The 16492-nt window shown below is 63.0% G+C and carries 21 protein-coding genes; 18 read left to right on the top strand and 3 right to left on the bottom strand.

Annotated features, from left to right (window positions below; genetic code table 11):
* Positions 1 to 22: 22 nt before the first annotated feature.
* From ABIB06_RS08490 to ABIB06_RS08465, 6 genes are all read left to right on the top strand, one after another.
* Positions 23 to 232: a YgaP family membrane protein gene (locus tag ABIB06_RS08490; RefSeq protein ID WP_247346149.1), complete on the top strand. Its 210-nt coding sequence runs from the start codon at positions 23 to 25 to the stop codon at positions 230 to 232.
* The gene (locus ABIB06_RS08485; RefSeq protein ID WP_247346153.1) at positions 229 to 750 is read left to right on the top strand and encodes an RNA polymerase sigma factor; all 522 of its coding nucleotides are present in this window, start codon (positions 229 to 231) and stop codon (positions 748 to 750) included. Before ABIB06_RS08490 ends, ABIB06_RS08485 begins: the two co-directional genes overlap by 4 nt.
* A gap of 3 nt (positions 751 to 753) precedes the next feature.
* Positions 754 to 1101 (top strand): carboxymuconolactone decarboxylase family protein, encoded by a 348-nt coding sequence (locus ABIB06_RS08480; protein WP_247346155.1) that lies wholly within the window; start codon positions 754 to 756, stop codon positions 1099 to 1101.
* A gap of 31 nt (positions 1102 to 1132) precedes the next feature.
* Positions 1133 to 1795, top strand: coding sequence for a DUF429 domain-containing protein (locus ABIB06_RS08475; protein ID WP_354046862.1), 663 nt, complete (start codon positions 1133 to 1135; stop codon positions 1793 to 1795).
* Between the two features lie 115 nt (positions 1796 to 1910).
* Positions 1911 to 2054: a hypothetical protein gene (locus tag ABIB06_RS08470; protein WP_354046864.1), complete on the top strand. Its 144-nt coding sequence runs from the start codon at positions 1911 to 1913 to the stop codon at positions 2052 to 2054.
* Positions 2055 to 2154: 100 nt separating this feature from the next.
* Entirely contained in the window at positions 2155 to 2859 is a 705-nt protein-coding gene (locus ABIB06_RS08465) for a glutathione S-transferase family protein (RefSeq protein ID WP_354046988.1), read from the top strand.
* Between the two features lie 2 nt (positions 2860 to 2861).
* On the opposite strand, the gene ABIB06_RS08460 is transcribed toward ABIB06_RS08465, so the two are convergent.
* Positions 2862 to 3233, bottom strand: coding sequence for a tRNA-binding protein (locus ABIB06_RS08460; RefSeq protein ID WP_354046866.1), 372 nt, complete (start codon positions 3231 to 3233; stop codon positions 2862 to 2864).
* Positions 3234 to 3338: 105 nt separating this feature from the next.
* Between ABIB06_RS08460 and ABIB06_RS08455 the strand changes: the two genes are divergently transcribed.
* Positions 3339 to 3698: an ArsC family reductase gene (locus ABIB06_RS08455; protein WP_354046868.1), complete on the top strand. Its 360-nt coding sequence runs from the start codon at positions 3339 to 3341 to the stop codon at positions 3696 to 3698.
* Positions 3699 to 3701: 3 nt separating this feature from the next.
* On the opposite strand, the gene ABIB06_RS08450 is transcribed toward ABIB06_RS08455, so the two are convergent.
* Positions 3702 to 4349 (bottom strand): hypothetical protein, encoded by a 648-nt coding sequence (locus tag ABIB06_RS08450; RefSeq protein WP_247346173.1) that lies wholly within the window; start codon positions 4347 to 4349, stop codon positions 3702 to 3704.
* A 351-nt stretch (positions 4350 to 4700) separates the two neighbouring features.
* Here ABIB06_RS08450 and ABIB06_RS08445 point away from each other — a divergent pair, with 351 nt between their 5' ends.
* From ABIB06_RS08445 to ABIB06_RS08415, 7 genes are all read left to right on the top strand, one after another.
* Entirely contained in the window at positions 4701 to 5456 is a 756-nt protein-coding gene (locus tag ABIB06_RS08445; protein ID WP_247346176.1) for an ABC transporter ATP-binding protein, read from the top strand.
* Positions 5449 to 6195 carry an ABC transporter ATP-binding protein gene (locus tag ABIB06_RS08440; RefSeq protein WP_354046870.1) on the top strand — a complete coding sequence of 249 codons (747 nt, stop codon included), beginning with the start codon at positions 5449 to 5451 and terminating at the stop codon, positions 6193 to 6195. Before ABIB06_RS08445 ends, ABIB06_RS08440 begins: the two co-directional genes overlap by 8 nt.
* A 90-nt stretch (positions 6196 to 6285) precedes the next feature.
* Complete coding sequence (locus ABIB06_RS08435) at positions 6286 to 7509, top strand: ABC transporter substrate-binding protein (RefSeq protein WP_354046871.1); 1224 nt, start codon at positions 6286 to 6288, stop codon at positions 7507 to 7509.
* A 72-nt stretch (positions 7510 to 7581) separates the two neighbouring features.
* On the top strand, positions 7582 to 8445 hold the full coding sequence (locus ABIB06_RS08430; RefSeq protein ID WP_247346185.1) for a branched-chain amino acid ABC transporter permease: 864 nt from the start codon (positions 7582 to 7584) through the stop codon (positions 8443 to 8445).
* Between the two features lies 1 nt (position 8446).
* Positions 8447 to 9415, top strand: coding sequence for a branched-chain amino acid ABC transporter permease (locus tag ABIB06_RS08425; RefSeq protein WP_247446872.1), 969 nt, complete (start codon positions 8447 to 8449; stop codon positions 9413 to 9415).
* A 158-nt stretch (positions 9416 to 9573) separates the two neighbouring features.
* The gene (locus ABIB06_RS08420; protein WP_247346192.1) at positions 9574 to 10218 is read left to right on the top strand and encodes a DUF47 domain-containing protein; all 645 of its coding nucleotides are present in this window, start codon (positions 9574 to 9576) and stop codon (positions 10216 to 10218) included.
* A 15-nt stretch (positions 10219 to 10233) separates the two neighbouring features.
* Positions 10234 to 11241: an inorganic phosphate transporter gene (locus ABIB06_RS08415; RefSeq protein ID WP_247346195.1), complete on the top strand. Its 1008-nt coding sequence runs from the start codon at positions 10234 to 10236 to the stop codon at positions 11239 to 11241.
* Here the strand turns inward: ABIB06_RS08415 and sugE are convergent.
* Complete coding sequence (gene sugE / locus ABIB06_RS08410; protein ID WP_354046873.1) at positions 11234 to 11548, bottom strand: quaternary ammonium compound efflux SMR transporter SugE; 315 nt, start codon at positions 11546 to 11548, stop codon at positions 11234 to 11236. The two genes, ABIB06_RS08415 and sugE, sit on opposite strands and share 8 nt — an antisense overlap.
* Before the next feature lie 169 nt (positions 11549 to 11717).
* Here sugE and ABIB06_RS08405 point away from each other — a divergent pair, with 169 nt between their 5' ends.
* The 4 genes from ABIB06_RS08405 (at position 11718) to ABIB06_RS08390 (ending at position 16340) form a co-directional block, all read left to right on the top strand.
* Positions 11718 to 13337, top strand: a complete 1620-nt coding sequence (locus tag ABIB06_RS08405) for a peptide chain release factor 3 (protein ID WP_354046875.1) — start codon at positions 11718 to 11720, stop codon at positions 13335 to 13337.
* Positions 13338 to 13439: 102 nt separating this feature from the next.
* The gene (locus ABIB06_RS08400; RefSeq protein ID WP_354046989.1) at positions 13440 to 14018 is read left to right on the top strand and encodes a UCP034077 family protein; all 579 of its coding nucleotides are present in this window, start codon (positions 13440 to 13442) and stop codon (positions 14016 to 14018) included.
* 71 nt (positions 14019 to 14089) lie between these two features.
* Positions 14090 to 14674: an NnrU family protein gene (locus tag ABIB06_RS08395; protein WP_354046877.1), complete on the top strand. Its 585-nt coding sequence runs from the start codon at positions 14090 to 14092 to the stop codon at positions 14672 to 14674.
* 73 nt (positions 14675 to 14747) lie between these two features.
* A complete protein-coding gene (locus tag ABIB06_RS08390; RefSeq protein ID WP_354069124.1) occupies positions 14748 to 16340 on the top strand; it encodes a class I adenylate-forming enzyme family protein in 1593 nt (530 codons plus the stop codon).
* Positions 16341 to 16492: the final 152 nt, after the last annotated feature.

Below are 16492 nucleotides of genomic sequence, written 5' to 3'. Positions count from 1 at the left end.
TCGGCTCATCTCGGAGGATGTGATGGCATTTTACAGGAAGAACATCGGCGGCCTTCATCAGGCGGTGCGGATTGCCTTAGGCGTCGCGGTGGCGGTCGCCGCATTCGCGTATTTCAGCGGCGCTGCGGCGTGGCTGGTTGCGCTCGGCGGCGCCGGCTTCGCGCTGACCGGCCTGGTCGGCTATTGTCCGATCTGCGCGATGGCCGGCATCGGAAGGGGAGGGGTGTCGTGAGAGCCGCCGTGATCTCGCCAAACCTGTTCGAGGCCGCGCGCCTCGGCGATCCCCAGGCGATCGCGTCTCTGCTCAAGACGGCGCAGCCGAACATCCGTCGCTATGCCCGCGCCACCTGCCGCAGCTCGGCGGATGCCGAGGATGCGACGCAGGAGGCGCTGTGGATCCTGTTTCGCCATGTCGGCACGATCCGCTCGTGGCTCGCGTTTTCGGCCTGGCTGTTCAGCGTGGTCCGCCGCGAATGCCTGCGGCTCGCCCGCAAGGCGGGGCTCGCGCCGGCGATTGACGACGGAGAGGCGGAGGCGCTGCTGCTGTCGCGCCCAGAAGCCGATTTGCGGCTCGACGTCGCGGCAGCCTTCGAGGCGCTGCCGCCGCACTACCGCGATGTCGCGCTGATGCGCGACGTCAAGGAAATGACCATCGACGAAATCGCCGTCGCACTCGATACGACAAGGCAAGCCGTGAAGGCACGCCTGCATCGCGCCCGCGCCCTGATGCGCGAATATCTGACGAGGTGAGCCATGACGTGTTATCAAAGCCCTGACGATCTGAAATCGATCCCGGACTTCGTGGCGCTCGCGCCGGTCGAGGCCAGCGCGTTCCTTGCGTTCAACCACGCGGTCGAGCGCAAGGACGGATTGATCCCGCCAAAATATCGCGAGCTGATCTCCCTCGCGGTCGCACTCACCACGCAATGCGCCTATTGCCTCGACGTGCACACGGCGCAGGCGGCGAAGGCCGGTGCAACGCGCGAGGAAGTCGCGGAGACCGCATTGATTGCGGCGGCTGTTCGCGCCGGCGGCACGCTCGGCCATGCACTGTTGGCGCAGCGCCTGTTCGAGCGACATCGGAGCGAGGGCACGGGATGAACGAGCGCGGATCGGTGGCTGGATCGTAGGCGTGAACAACTATCTCGGCCTCGACGGATTTCGCTTCGGCTGGGTCGCTGCCTGGATCGACGCGAGCGGCGATCATGGCTTCGATTATTCACCCGGCCTGACCCGCTTGCTCGCGATGCCGCACGCGCGTGCGATGATCGATATGCCGATCGGATTGAAGCCGAGCGGCTATCGCATCTGCGATTTGCGCGCACGCGAGCTGGTCGGTCCCGCGGTGTTTCTCGGCGCGCGCCGAGACCTCTGGACATTCGCCGACATGGCGGCGGCCAATCGCCACTATTGGGAGCACGAAGGCAAGGGCAGGGGCGTATCGGCACAGCTCTGGAATATCAGGGACAAGATCAGGGACGTCGACGAGATCATGACGCCCGCGCGGCAGGCGACGATCGGCGAAGCGCATCCGGAATTGATCTTCTGGAATCTCGCGGGGTGTGTCCGGCTTGCGAAGAAGACATCCGCGGAAGGCCGTGAGCAGCGCATCGCGCTCCTCGCGCAACGCGGCTTCACGCGCCTGCCGAAATGGTTGACCCAACGTCACGGCACCGGCATCGGCCGCGACGATCTTATCGACGCCTGTGCTTGCACCGTCGCGGCACGCGACAGCACGCAACGTGTCGGCGGGGAGGAGGACCCGCATGGGCTGCGGATGGAGATCAACTATTGAGGTGGGCAGCCGGCTCAAGAACCGGGAAAAACCGGCAATTTATTTGAAGCCTGCAGGAACTGTCGATGGTCGGCCCGCGTTCCCTGTGCGAACCGGTGTGAGAGAAGCTCGTGCGATGAATGATACCAGTCAGTTCGCGACCGCGATGCTCGCGCTCGTTTTCACCGGAGCGCTGCTCGTTACCGGGCAGCGCTTCATCGAGCAGCGCGTACAGCGCGATATGACTTACGCCACCAGCCATTTGCTACGGCCATTGTGACCTGATCCCGGTGCGGGAAATCGATCTGAGCACTCGACCTTGCGTCGTACGTCCGCTCGCCTAGACTAGGCGGCGTCTCATGAACGAAGCCAGGGTCCCGATGTTCGATCTGTCCGCCTTTCCCATCACCAAGCGCTGGCCAGCCAAGCACCCGGAGTTGCTTCAGCTTTATTCGCTGCCGACGCCGAACGGCGTCAAGGTCTCGATCATGCTGGAAGAGATCGGGCTTCCTTACGAAGTCCACCTCGTCGATTTCGGCAAAGACGATCAGAAGACGGCGGAATTCCTCTCGCTTAATCCGAACGGCAAGATCCCGGCGATCCTCGATCCGAACGGTCCCGGCGGCAGGCCGCTGCCGCTGTTCGAGTCCGGGGCGATCCTGCAGTACCTCGCGGAGAAGACCGGCAAGCTGCTGCCGCAGGATGCGGCGCGCCGTTACCAGACGCTCGCGTGGCTGCATTTCCAGATGGGCGGCATCGGGCCGATGTTCGGCCAGGTCGGCTTTTTCCACAAATTCGCCGGCAAGGATTTCGAGGACAAGCGGCCGCTCGAGCGCTACGTGGGCGAGGCCAGGCGCCTGCTCGGCGTGATGGAGACGCATCTTACAGGCCGGCAATGGTTCATGGATGACGACTACACCATCGCCGACATCTCCATGCTCGGCTGGGTGCGCAACCTCGTCGGGTTCTACGGCGCCGGCGATCTCGTCGAATTCAGCCAGTTCAAGTCGGTGGGCGCCTGGCTCGAACGCGGCCTTGCGCGTCCTTCCGTCCAGAGCGGGCTGAACATTCCGAAGCGGCCTTAAGGCTAGAACAGCCGTCCGCCGTTCGGCACGGGCTTGCTTGGCTGCACCAGCACGACCTTGCCGTCGGCATCGGGGAAACCGAGCGTCAGTACCTCCGAGACGACCGGACCGATCTGGCGCGGCGGGAAATTGACGACGGCCGCGACCTGTTGGCCGACCAGCGTCTCAAGCGGATGGTTTTCGGTGATCTGCGCCGAGCTCTTGCGCACGCCAATCGCGGGACCGAAGTCGATCCACAGACGCCAGGCCGGCTTGCGCGCCTCCGGGAACGGCTTTGCATCGATGATGGTGCCGACGCGAATATCGACCGCGAGGAAGCTGTTGAAGTCGATGGTCGGCGACGCGTTAGCGGCTGGATCGTGGGTGACGTGCATGGAGTGTCCGTTCGGAGAGCTGGCGTCGTTCGCAATATTGTCGCGCGAACCGGAGTTGCGTACAACGCTTGGGGATCACGATACGACGCATGCGCGAGGAACGTCTTGCCCAACATCATCTACGGCATCAAGAACTGCGACACCATGAAGAAGGCGCGCGCCTGGCTCGACACCCATGGCGTGACTTACACGTTTCACGACTACAAGACGGAGGGGGTGGAGAAGGACAAGCTCAAGCAGTGGAGCGACAAGGTCGGCTGGGAGACGCTGCTCAATCGCGCCGGGACGACCTTCAGGAAGCTTCCCGATGCCGACAAGGAAGGCTTGAGCGAGAAGAAGGCGCTGGCGTTGATGCTAGCGCAACCATCGATGATCAAGCGGCCGGTGCTGGAAATTGGCGGCAAGGTGCTGGTCGGCTTCAAGCCGGAGATCTACGCCAAGGATTTCGGCGCGAAATCGCGCTGACGGCTAGTTCAGCTCGATGATCGCGGTGGTGACACCGGAGCCCGACTGGTCCGCGAACTCGACCAGTTCGGCGGGCGCGATGCGGCCGGGAGCGCGATGGAACAGGTCGCGGTCGATCACCGCGCGCGATCTCGGGCGCGGCAGCGCGTCATTTCCGCGCATCAGGTTCTTGATCTCGAAGCCACCGTCCTCGCAGAAAGTCTTGAGCGATGCGATGATGTGACAGATGTTGCCGTCGACCTGGAACGGCAGCAGCAAGCGCTCATAGGCGACGATCCGGCCGTAAATGTCGTCGACGTCGGCAACGCTGTAGACGGGAAGGCCACGCGCCACGCATTCATAATAGACCGGCATCACAAAGGGCACGAGTCGCGGCCCGATATAGTCGTCGAGCAGAACGCCCTTACCCGTGTGTCCATAGGCGCGCGAGATGCGCGTACCTTCGCTCTGGATGGTCAGACGCGGTTTCGGCGCCGAAATATCGACCGTATAATAGATGAGATCGGAGAGCTCTTCCTCGAGCCGCTCGGGCTGGTACTCCCAGATCGCCGGGGCCATCTGCTCGCGCGCATAAAGCCGCAGCCACGTGTTCAGGAGATCACGCTGCCTGATCGACTTCACCACAGAAGGAGCGGCGCTTGCAAAATCCACGATAATATTCCCGACGTATAAAACCCGCGCATGATCCTGGTTGCGGGAAAATTTTCTATGAAGGCTGGCGCATGGACCGAAAGACCGTTAACGACGGCTTGATGACCGGCGCCTTGCGACCGGGAGGCTGGGCAGGCGACATCAAAACACGTCCGACTAAGGGAGCATAAGTCTCCCGGCCGGAGGCCTGACCTGCTCAGCTTTCCGCCTTGCCTAACCCCCGTCACCTCCGGCATATTCCGCGCCCGGAGGCGGCGTTCCGGAGAGGCTCCAAGGCCTCCGGAAAAAGGCCTCCGGAAACCGAAGCAACAAGGATAGCCACGCGTGTTGCGCGGGCAGGGGGAAAACTGTTTGGCCGATGAGTTCATTCTCGAAACGGAAGGCTTGACCAAGGAGTTCGCGGGCTTCTTCGCCGTCCGCGACGTTGCGCTCAAGGTTCGCCGTGGGAGCATTCACGCGTTGATCGGCCCCAACGGCGCCGGCAAGACGACGTGCTTCAATCTTTTGACCAAGTTCCTCAAGCCGTCTGCCGGAAAAATCCTGTACAAGGGGCAGGACATCACCACGATGGCGCCCGCCGACGTGGCTCGCCTGGGGCTGGTTCGTTCGTTCCAGATCTCGGCGGTATTTCCGCATCTCACCGCGCTGGAAAATGTCCGCGTCGCGCTTCAGCGCCAGCACGGCAGCTCCTTCGATTTCTGGCGCTCCAAGTCCGTGCTCAACCAATTCAACGATCGCGCGCGCGAATTGTTGAACGATGTCGGCCTCAGCGAGTTCGCCAATACGCCCGCGGTCGAGATGCCCTACGGGCGCAAGCGCGCACTGGAGATCGCAACCACGCTTGCACTCGACCCCGAGATGATGCTGCTGGACGAGCCGATGGCCGGCATGGGCCACGAGGACATCGACAAGATCGCCGCGCTGATCAAGCGCATCTCCGCGAAGTATACCATCCTGATGGTCGAGCATAATCTGAGCGTCGTGGCCAACCTCTCCGACATCATCACCGTGCTGACGCGCGGGCAGGTGCTCGCGCAAGGCCATTACAGCGAACTCACCAAGGACGAACGCGTCAAGGAAGCCTATCTGGGAGCCGGTCATGGTTGAGACTGCAACCGCGCAAGCTCCCGCAAAGACCGCAAGCGGCGGCAACATCCTTCAGGTCCGCAACCTGGAAGCCTGGTACGGCGAGTCCCACATCCTGCACGGGATCAATTTCGACGTGAATGCGGGCGAGGTCGTCACGCTGCTCGGGCGTAACGGCGCCGGCAAGACCACCACGCTGAAGTCGATCATGGGCATCATCGGCAAGCGTACCGGCTCGGTGCAGTTCAACAACCAGGACATCATCCGCACGACCTCGGACAAGATCGCGCGCATGGGCATCGCGTTCTGTCCGGAAGAGCGGGGGATATTCTCCAGCCTCGACGTGCGGGAGAACCTGATGCTGCCGCCGGTGGTGCGCCCAGGGGGATTGCCGCTCGAGCAGATCTTCGATCTGTTTCCGAACCTGAAGGAACGGCTCAACAGCCAGGGAACCAAACTCTCCGGCGGCGAGCAGCAGATGCTCGCGATCGCGCGCATCCTGCGCACCGGCGCGAACTTCCTGATGCTGGACGAGCCGACCGAGGGTCTCGCGCCCGTCATCATCCAGCAGATCGGCCACACCATTGCGCGGCTCAAGAAGGAGGGTTTTACGATCCTCCTGGTCGAGCAGAACTTCCGCTTCGCATCCACCGTCGCCGACCGCTATTACGTGGTCGAGCACGGCAAGATCATTGACGGATTTTCCAATGCGGAGCTTGCCGCCAACATGGACAAGCTCCACACCTATCTCGGCGTTTAAAGCATGATCCGGAAAAGTGTGTAGCGGTTTTCCGAAAGATCATGCTCAACAAAAGAACTGCGAACGAGAAAATTCAAAAGGAAAAGTTGCATGAAGACCAGGTCGATTGCGTCATTGCTGCTGACCACCGCGCTCACCTTCGCCGTAACGGGCGTCGCGTCCGCGCAGGACAAGACCGTCAAGATCGGCGCGCTGTCCGATCAGTCCGGGCTCTACGCCGATCTTGGCGGACCGGGCTCGACGCTCGCCGCGCAGATGGCCATTGAAGATTCCGGCCTGGCTGCGAAGGGCTGGAAGATCGACCTCATCTCGGGCGATCACCAGAACAAGCCCGACATCGGCACCGCGATCGCGCGGCAATGGTTCGACGTCGACAAGGTCGACATCATCGTCGACGTGCCGAATTCCGGCGTGGCGCTGGCCGTCAACAACGTCGTCAAGGAGAAGAACGGCGTCTACATCAACTCGGGTGCGGCGACCTCCGACCTCACCAACGCGCAGTGCTCGCCCAATACCGTGCACTGGACCTACGACACTTACATGCTGGCGCATACCACCGGCCAGGCGCTGGTGAAGGCCGGTGGCGACACCTGGTTCTTCCTGACCGCGGACTACGCCTTCGGCGCGGCGCTGGAGCGCGACACCACTGCGGTCATCACCGCCAATGGCGGCAAGGTGGTCGGCAGCGTCAAGCATCCGCTGAACACGCCGGACTTCTCGTCCTTCCTGCTCCAGGCGCAGGCCTCCAAGGCCAAGATCATCGGCCTTGCCAATGCCGGCGGCGACACCACCAATACGATCAAGCAGGCGGCCGAGTTCGGCATCGTCAAGGGCGGCCAGAAGCTCGCGGCGCTGTTGCTGTTCCTCACCGACGTCAAGGCGATCGGGCTCGAGACCGCGCAGGGCCTCAACTTCACCGAGACCTTCTACTGGGACATGAACGACAAGACCCGGGCGTTCTCCAAGCGCTTCGCCGAGAAGATGAAGAGCAACGCGCCGCCCACCATGGTGCAGGCTGGCGTCTATGCAGGCGTGCGTCACTATTTCAAGGCACTGGAAGCGCTCGGCGGCAACCCGCATGACGGCGCCAAGGTCGTCGAGAAGATGAAGTCGATGCCGACGGAAGACGATCTGTTCGGCAAGGGCGAGATCCAGCCCAACGGCCGCACCATCCACAATGCCTATCTGTTCGAGGTGAAGAAGCCCTCCGAGTCCAAGGGACCGTGGGACTTCTACAAGCTGGTCGGCACGGTGCCGGGCGACCAGGCCTTCACGCCGCTGTCCGAGAGCAAGTGCGCGCTCTTGAAGAAGTAAGATAACCGCCCGCAGGCCATCAGGCCTGCGGGCGACTTTCAGGGAACGCCGAAGGGACCGGGTGCGGGATCGATGCAGGCTCTTTACGCTCAGCTACTGGTGGGACTGATCAACGGCTCGTTCTACGCGCTGCTCAGTCTCGGGCTTGCCGTGATCTTCGGCATGCTCAACATCATCAATTTCGCCCATGGTGCGGTCTACATGATGGGCGCGTTCGCTGCCTATTTCCTGCTGAACCTCGGCGGCATCAACTACTGGTGGGCGTTGCTGCTTGCGCCGATCATCGTCGGCATCTTCGGCATGATCCTGGAGCGGACCATGCTGCAATGGCTGACCGGGCTGGATCATCTCTACGGTCTGCTTCTGACCTTCGGCATTGCGCTGATTGTGCAGGGCGTGTTCCAGAACTACTTCGGCTCCTCCGGCCTGCCTTACGCCATTCCGGACCAGCTCAAGGGCGGCATGAATCTCGGATTCATGTTCCTGCCCGTCTATCGCGGCTGGGTCGTCATCTTCTCGCTGGTGGTCTGCATCGCGACCTGGTTCCTGATCGAGAAGACACGGCTCGGCGCTTATTTGCGCGCAGCCACGGAAAACCCGACGCTGGTGCGCGCCTTCGGCGTCAACGTGCCGCGCATGATCACGCTGACCTACGGCCTCGGGGTCGGACTTGCCGCGCTCGCCGGCGTGCTGTCGGCGCCGATCAATCAGGTGCGGCCGCTGATGGGAGCCGACCTCATCATCGTCGTGTTCGCGGTGGTCGTGATCGGCGGCATGGGATCGATCATGGGCTCCATCATCACCGGCTTCGCGCTCGGTGTGATCGAGGGCATGACCAAGTATTTCTACCCCGAGGCCTCCAACACCGTCGTGTTCGTGCTGATGGTGCTGGTGCTCTTGGTGAAGCCAACGGGATTGACGGGAAGGGCGGCCTGATATGACAGCCTTGACGGACGACACACTGCCGGCCCCCCCGCGCGCGATCCGCGACGAGATGATCGTGTTCGTGGTGATGGCACTGCTGCTGGCTGCGGTGCCATTCAGCGGCATCTATCCGTTCTTCGTGATGCAGGCGCTGTGCTTCGCGCTGCTCGCCTGTGCATTCAATCTCCTGATCGGCTATGGCGGCTTGCTCTCGTTCGGCCACGCGATGTTCATGGGCACCGCCGGCTATTGCAGCGCGCACGCGCTGAAAGTGTGGGCGTTGCCGCCGGAACTCGGCATCCTCGTCGGCATTGCCGCGGCGTTCGGGCTCTCGCTCATCACCGGCTTCATCTCGATCCGCCGCCAGGGCATCTATTTCTCGATGATCACGCTGGCGCTGTCGCAGCTGCTGTACTTCATCTACCTCCAGGCGCCGTTCACCCACGGTGAGGACGGCATCCAGGGCATCCCGCAGGGCCGCATGTTCGGCGTGTTCGATCTGACCAAGCCGACCGTGCTCTACTACGTGGTGCTGGTCGGCTTCCTCGCCGGCTTCCTGCTGATCTACCGCATCATCAATTCGCCGTTCGGCGAAGTCCTGAAGGCGATCCGTGAGAACGAGCCGCGCGCGATCTCGCTCGGTTACCGGACCGATCAGTACAAGTTCCTGGCTTTCGTCCTGTCGGGCACGCTCGCCGGCTTTGCGGGATCGCTGAAGGTGTTCGTGGCGCAGAACGCTTCGCTCACCGACGTGCACTGGTCGATGTCCGGCGAGGTGGTGCTGATGACGCTGGTCGGCGGGCTCGGGACCATCTTCGGGCCCGTGGTCGGCGCCTTCGCGATCATCGCCATGCAGCAATATCTGGCGAGCTTCGGCCAGTGGGTGACGGTGATCCAGGGCTCGATCTTCGTGATCTGTGTGCTCACCTTCCGCCGTGGCGTCATCGGCGAAATCGCGCATTACCTCCGGCGTTCGCTGTAAGTCATTGATGTAGCAGAAAAATCGGTGGCGCGCGAAAGCGGTGGATGATCCGGCTCCACGGGCGTGAGGTGGCACGCGCGTGGATCGAAAATGGTCTATGACAGTTTCATGACGGCCCGCTTGGGCTAGGCCATTATCCAACCGGTAGTCTCTCCCCCATGATGCGATTGTTTCGCGCTTTCCTGCCCAAGGAAGAACGGTTCTTCGACCTGTTCGACCGCCACGCCCAGACCGTGATTCAGGGCTCGATCGCGCTCCAGGGCATGCTCAACGGGGGCGAGGAGACGCCGGTCTATTGCCAGCGCGTCAACCAGTTCGAGAACGACGCCGACAACATCACCCGCGAGGTGCTGACGGCGGTGCGCCGCACCTTCATCACCCCGTTCGACCGCGGCGACATCAAGAACCTGATCACCTCGATGGACGACGCCATCGATCAGATGCAGCAGACCGCCAAGGCCGTGATGCTGTTCGAGGTTCGCATCTTCGAGCCGCCGATGCGGGAGATCGGCGTGCTCTTGGTGGAATGCGCCAATCTGGTCGGTCGCGCGTTGCCGCTGATGCAGGCGATCGGTCAGAACGTGGCCATGCTGACTGCGATCACGGAAGAATTGACCAAGCTCGAGGGGCGCGTCGACGATCTCCAGGATATCGGGCTGAAGGAACTGTTCCTCAAGCATCGCGACGGCAACGCGATGGATTTCATCGTCGGCGCGGAGATCTACGACCATCTCGAGAAAGTCGCCGACCGCTTCGACGACGTCGCGAACGAGATCAACAGCATCGTCATCGAGCAAGTTTAGGGCAGGGGCCGCGCCGTGGATGTTGCGTTGGGTCTTCCCGTCCTGGTCGGACTGATCGCCGTCGCGCTGCTGTTCGACTTCCTGAACGGCCTGCACGACGCCGCCAATTCGATCGCGACCATCGTCTCGACCCGCGTGCTGCGGCCGCAATTCGCGGTGTTCTGGGCCGCGTTCTTCAATTTCGTCGCCTTCATGGTGTTCGGGCTGCACGTCGCCCAGACCATCGGCACCGGCATCATCGATCCCGCGATCGTGGATGCCCAGGTGATCTTCGCGGCGCTGGTCGGCGCCATCGTCTGGAACCTCGTGACATGGGCGCTCGGCATCCCGTCGTCTTCGTCCCACGCATTGATCGGCGGTCTATTTGGTGCCGGCGTTGCCAAAGCAGGCCTTTCGGCGGCGGTCTGGAGCGGATTGTCCAAGACGGTGATCGCGATCGTGCTGTCTCCACTCGTCGGCTTCCTGCTCGCGATGGTACTTGTTGCGATCGTCTCCTGGGCCTCGGTGCGCTCCACGCCCTTTGCCGTCGATCGCGCCTTCCGCATCCTGCAGTTCGCCTCTGCTTCGCTCTATTCGCTCGGCCATGGTGGCAATGACGCGCAGAAGACCATGGGCATCATCGCCGTGCTGCTCTATTCGCAGGGCCAACTTGGCGGCGAATTCTTCGTGCCCTTCTGGGTGGTGCTCTCCTGCCAGGCGGCCATGGCAATGGGCACGCTGATGGGTGGTTGGCGCATTGTCCGCACGATGGGATTGCGGATTACAAAACTGACCCCGATGCAGGGCTTTTGCGCCGAGACCGGCGGTGCCGCGACCCTGTTCATGGCGACCTTCCTCGGTGTTCCCGTCTCGACCACCCACACCATCACCGGCGCGATCGTCGGCGTCGGCGCCGCCCGCCGCCTCTCGGCGGTGCGCTGGAATGTCGCCAGCTCGATCGTCTATGCCTGGGTCATCACGATGCCGGCCTCCGCCATCGTCGCCGCGCTGACCTGGTGGGCAGTACAGATCTTCATCAGGTAACGAGCTTCAGCCCGACAATCCCGGCGACGATCAGCCCGATGCTGGCGAGGCGGAACGCGCTGGCCGGCTCGCCGAACAGGATGATGCCGAGCGTCGCGGTGCCGACCGCGCCGATGCCGGTCCAGACTGCATAAGCGGTTCCAATCGGCAGCGATTTGAGGGCAAGCCCGAGCAGGATGATGCTGCCGGCCATGGCCCCGAGCGTGAGGACAGACGGGACGAGCTTCGTAAATCCCTCGGTGTATTTAAGGCCGATCGCCCAGGCGATCTCCAGGAGACCGGCGACGAACAGGATGCTCCAGGCCATGGCGACCCTCCCTTCGAGGCAGGGTCGTCCCCGCGACTGGCGTGCTGATGGGCAGGAAGGCCGTCCTTCCCAAGCCCTGATCCAAGCCCGATATGGGGCTGGCCGGAAGGCTCTGCAATCACCAAATGAGGCTTGATAAGGCTCATTTTCCCTGCCAAACGCTGCCGCAATGTCCGACATCGCCACCACAGCCGAATCGCCGGCCCGTTCCCCGCTTGCCGCTGAAGTGTCGCGGCGGCGGACCTTTGCGATCATTTCGCATCCGGACGCCGGCAAGACCACGCTGACCGAAAAGCTGCTGCTGTTCGGCGGCGCTATCAATCTGGCCGGTCAGGTCAAGGCCAAGGGCGAGCGGCGCAACACGCGTTCGGACTGGATGAAGATCGAGCGCGAGCGCGGCATCTCGGTCGTGACCTCGGTCATGACCTTCGAGTTCGAGGGCCTCGTGTTCAATCTGCTGGACACCCCGGGCCACGAGGACTTTTCGGAAGACACCTATCGCACGCTCACGGCTGTCGATTCCGCCGTCATGGTGATCGACGCGGCCAAGGGCATCGAGGCGCGCACCCGAAAGCTGTTCGAGGTGTGTCGTCTTCGGGACATCCCGATCATCACCTTCATCAACAAGATGGACCGCGAGAGCCGCGATGTCTTCGAGCTCCTCGACGAGATCGAGAAGACGCTGGCGCTCGACACCACGCCGATGACCTGGCCGGTCGGCCGCGGCCGCGAGTTCCTCGGTACCTACGACGTCGTCAATGGCGGCGTGCGCCTGCTCGAAGGCGGCGGCGCCAAGACCGGTGCGGCGCAGCAGATCGAGATCGCCGAACTCGCCAAGCTCAATGCCAATCTCGATGTGTCAGCGGTCAAGGACGAGCTCGATCTCGTCACCGCGGCGTCAAAACCGTTCGAGCTCGAAGCGTTTCGCGAGGGCCATCTGACGCCGGTCTATTTCGGCAGTGCGCTGCGCAATTTCGGTGTCGGCGACCTGCTGCAAGGCCTCGGCAAGTTCGCGCCCGAGCCGCGCGCGCAGGAGAGCGACCAGCGCAGGGTCGAAGCCACCGATCCGCGCATGAGCGCCTTCGTGTTCAAGATCCAGGCCAACATGGATCCGAACCACCGCGACCGCATCGCCTTTGCGCGTCTGTGCTCCGGCAAGCTCAGCCGCGGCATGAAGGCGAAGCTCGTGCGCACCGGCAAGAGCATGCCGCTGTCCAGCCCGCAATTCTTTTTCGCGCAGGACCGTTCGATTGCGGACGAGGCTTATGCCGGCGACGTCGTCGGCATTCCCAATCATGGCACGCTGCGCATCGGCGACACGCTGACCGACGGTGAGGATTTTAACTTCGTCGGCGTGCCGAGCTTTGCGCCGGAAATCGTCCGCCGCGTGCGTCTTACGGATGCGATGAAGGCGAAGAAGCTGAAGGAAGCGCTTCAGCAGATGTCGGAAGAGGGCGTGGTGCAGGTATTCCGCCCGCGCGACGGCGCACCCGCGCTGGTTGGCGTCGTCGGTGCGCTCCAGCTCGACGTGCTGAAGGCGCGGCTGGATGCGGAATATTCGCTGCCGGTCGAGTTCGAGGTGAGCGAGTTCCAGCTTGCGCGCTGGGTCTCCTCGGATGACCGCAAGAAGCTCGACACCTTCATCGGCGCCAACACGTCCAGCATCGCCGACGATGTCGATGGCGATCCCGTGTATCTGGCGAGGAACGAGTTCTACCTCGGCTACACCCGGGAACGGGCCGACGGCATTGAGTTCACCAACGTCAAGGACGTCAAGAAGAAGGGCTAGGGCGCGCGCAAACGGGTCGCGCGCGTGCACGTGAACGCGCGGGGACTTGACGCGTGCACTGACGATGCCACCTTTCTCCATGTGGCACTGTGAGCTCGCATGATGTGGCGCGGCATCCTTGTTTTCCTCCTGCTGGCGATCTCGACGATCGCCGCGGACGCGCGGCCCCGGCAAATCAACCCCATACCGTTTTCGCACGAGCCATGCAGCGTGCTCGACGGCAGGCCCTGCACGCCGTCCTATTGCAGCCCGCTCGAGCCTGGTCCCTGTATTCCCGAGATCGATTATCCCTACGGACAGAACCTCCAACTCACGATCCAAAGCGTTCCGGCGGAGGCCGATCGCGCCAAATACCAAAAGCCCGATCACGATCTCGACACGATCGGCGATCTCTTCGCCGAGCTGCGTACCTGCTGGTCGCCGCCATCGGACAATGCGCGCGCGGACATGCAGATGGCGGTGCGTTTCAGCTTCAACAAGGCGGGTGGCCTGATCGGTCCGCCGCGCCTGACCTTTGCGACCTCGGGCGTTCCCGCCGAGACTAGAACCACCTACCTCAATGCGATCAAATCATCGTTGAACGCCTGCCTGCCGCTGAAATTCACGGGCGGTCTTGGCGGTGCCCTCGCCGGGCGGCCGATCGCGATCCGGTATGTCGACAATCGCGAGATCGGCAAGTAGCGCATCAGTTGCGACCCGCCGTCAATCGATGATACGCCATGGGCTGGGGCACTGGTTGAGGGGAGAATCTCGTGGGTCTGCTGGTCATGATCCTGGGGCTTGGGCTGTTTTTCGCGGCCCATGTTTTCACGACGAAACGCGAGGCGCGCGCGCAGGCGATCGCGAGACTGGGCGAGGGGACCTACAAGATCCTTTACTCGCTTGTCTCGCTCGCGGGGCTCGCGCTGATCATCTGGGGCTTCGCCCACTACCGTGCGACCGGCTGGATCGACGTCTGGTATCCGCCGAAGGCACTGAAGCACATCACGCTCGCGCTGATGTTGCCCGCGGTCATCCTGGTGGTTGCGTCATATCTGCGCGGCCGCATCTATGCGACGCTGAAGCATCCGATGCTGGCCGGCATCAAGCTGTGGGCGGCGGCGCATCTGTTGGCCAATGGCGATCTCGGCTCCATCATCCTGTTCGGCTCCTTCCTGGGCTGGGCGGTGTACGATCGCATTACGCTGAAGCGTCGCACCGATGGTGGCGGCCCGCCGATTCCAGTGGGCGGCGTCACCAATGATCTGATCGCGGTCGCGGTCGGAATCGTCGCTTATCTGGCGCTGGCTTTTGCGTTCCATCCGGTCGTGATCGGTGTTCCCGTGATCGGCAGCTAGCCGATCAGCACAAGACAGGACCGGCATGCACATGCGCGGAAGGTAACAAGAGCAACAAGCCAAGGGCATTCCGATGGACTGGTCGCAATCTCAGATCCCGCCGATGCGGTTCGAGGCGCGCTTCGGCGATCGGGTAGTGCCGGCATTTTGCGATCGGCCGTCGAGCCTGTGGGCGATGATTGCGGCCGCCTGCGCCCGCAATGCCGACGGTGAAGCGCTGATCTCAGGCAATGTCCGGCTGAGCTGGGGGCAGGCCGCGGAGCAGGCCACGCGGATCGCGGCCGGCTTTCGCAAGCTCGGACTGCAGCGCGGCGATCGTGTCGCGATCCTGCTCGGCAACCGCGTCGAATTTCCGCTGTTGCTGTTCGCTGCCGCTCATGAGGGGCTGGTCACGGTGCTGCTCGGCACGCGGCAGCAGAAGCCGGAAATCGCCTATGTGCTCGCCGACTGCGGCGCCAAGATACTGATCCACGAGGCGGCACTTGTGGAGCGGCTGCCGGATGCGCGGGATGTTCCCGATGTGATCCACCGCATCGCCGTCGACAACGATCCGGCTCTGTCGCATTTCGCGGTGCTCGTCGACAACGCACCGGCCCCGGCGCCGGTCGAGACCAGCGAGGAGGACACCGCGATGATCCTCTACACCTCGGGCACGACAGGCAAGCCGAAGGGCGCGATGCTGGCCCATTGCAACATTGTCCATTCCTCGATGATCTTTGTGTCCTGCCTGCAATTGACGCAGGCGGACCGTTCAATCGCGGCGGTGCCGCTCGGCCACGTCACCGGCGTCGTCGCCAACATCACGACGATGATCTGCTGCGGCGGCGCGCTGATCATCATGCCGGAATTCAAAGCCGCCGAATACCTCAAGCTCGCCGCGCGCGAGCGCGTCACCTACACGGTGATGGTGCCGGCGATGTACAATCTCTGCCTGCTCCAGCCCGATTTCGACAGCTTTGATCTCTCAAGCTGGCGCATCGGTGGTTTTGGCGGCGCACCGATGCCGGTTGCCACCATCGAGAAGCTCAAGGCGATAATTCCCGGGCTCGAACTGACGAACTGCTACGGCGCGACCGAGACGACATCGCCGTCCACGATCATGCCTGGCGAGTTGACGGCAAGCCATATCGACAGCGTCGGCCTGCCGTGTCCGGGTGCGCGTATCCTGGCAATGGGGGCGGACGGGCATGAGCTGCCGCATGGCGAAATCGGCGAGCTCTGGATCCAGAGTGCCTCGGTCATCAAGGGCTATTGGAACAATCCGAAGGCCACGGCCGAAAGTTTTACCAGCGGGTTCTGGCATTCCGGCGATCTCGGCTCGGTCGACAACGAGGGATTTGTCCGGGTGTTCGACCGGCAGAAGGACATGATCAACCGTGGCGGCCTCAAGATCTATTCGGCCGAGGTCGAATCCGTGCTGGCCAGCCATCCCGCCGTGGTCGAAAGCGCGATCGTTGCCAAGACATGCCCGGTGCTGGGCGAACGCGTTCACGCGGTGGTGGTGACGCGCGCGCTGGTGGACAGCGAGGCCTTGCGCGCCTGGTGCGCGGAACGGCTGTCCGACTACAAGGTCCCCGAAACCATGGTGATCACCGCCGAGCCGTTGCCGCGCAATGCCAACGGCAAGGTGCTGAAGCGGCAGTTGCGGGAACTCGTGGGAACCTGAGGCCGGGCAGGTGGGTTTCTCTCGGGTTGTCCCGGGTGGTTAACGCCTTGATCGGGCTCGCTTTGCCTTGCCACCGCCATATCGTTAGGCTACCTCGCCGCCACGTGGGGACCGGGATTCCTGACGCGAACGCTTTGGCGCGCGCACCCGGA

The sequence above is a fragment of the Bradyrhizobium sp. LB8.2 genome, from assembly GCF_040548035.1.
In the GTDB taxonomy this organism is placed as follows: Bacteria; Pseudomonadota; Alphaproteobacteria; order Rhizobiales; family Xanthobacteraceae; genus Bradyrhizobium.
The sequence above is the reverse complement of the archived record's forward strand: the minus strand, read 5'-3'. Positions and strand labels throughout refer to the sequence as shown.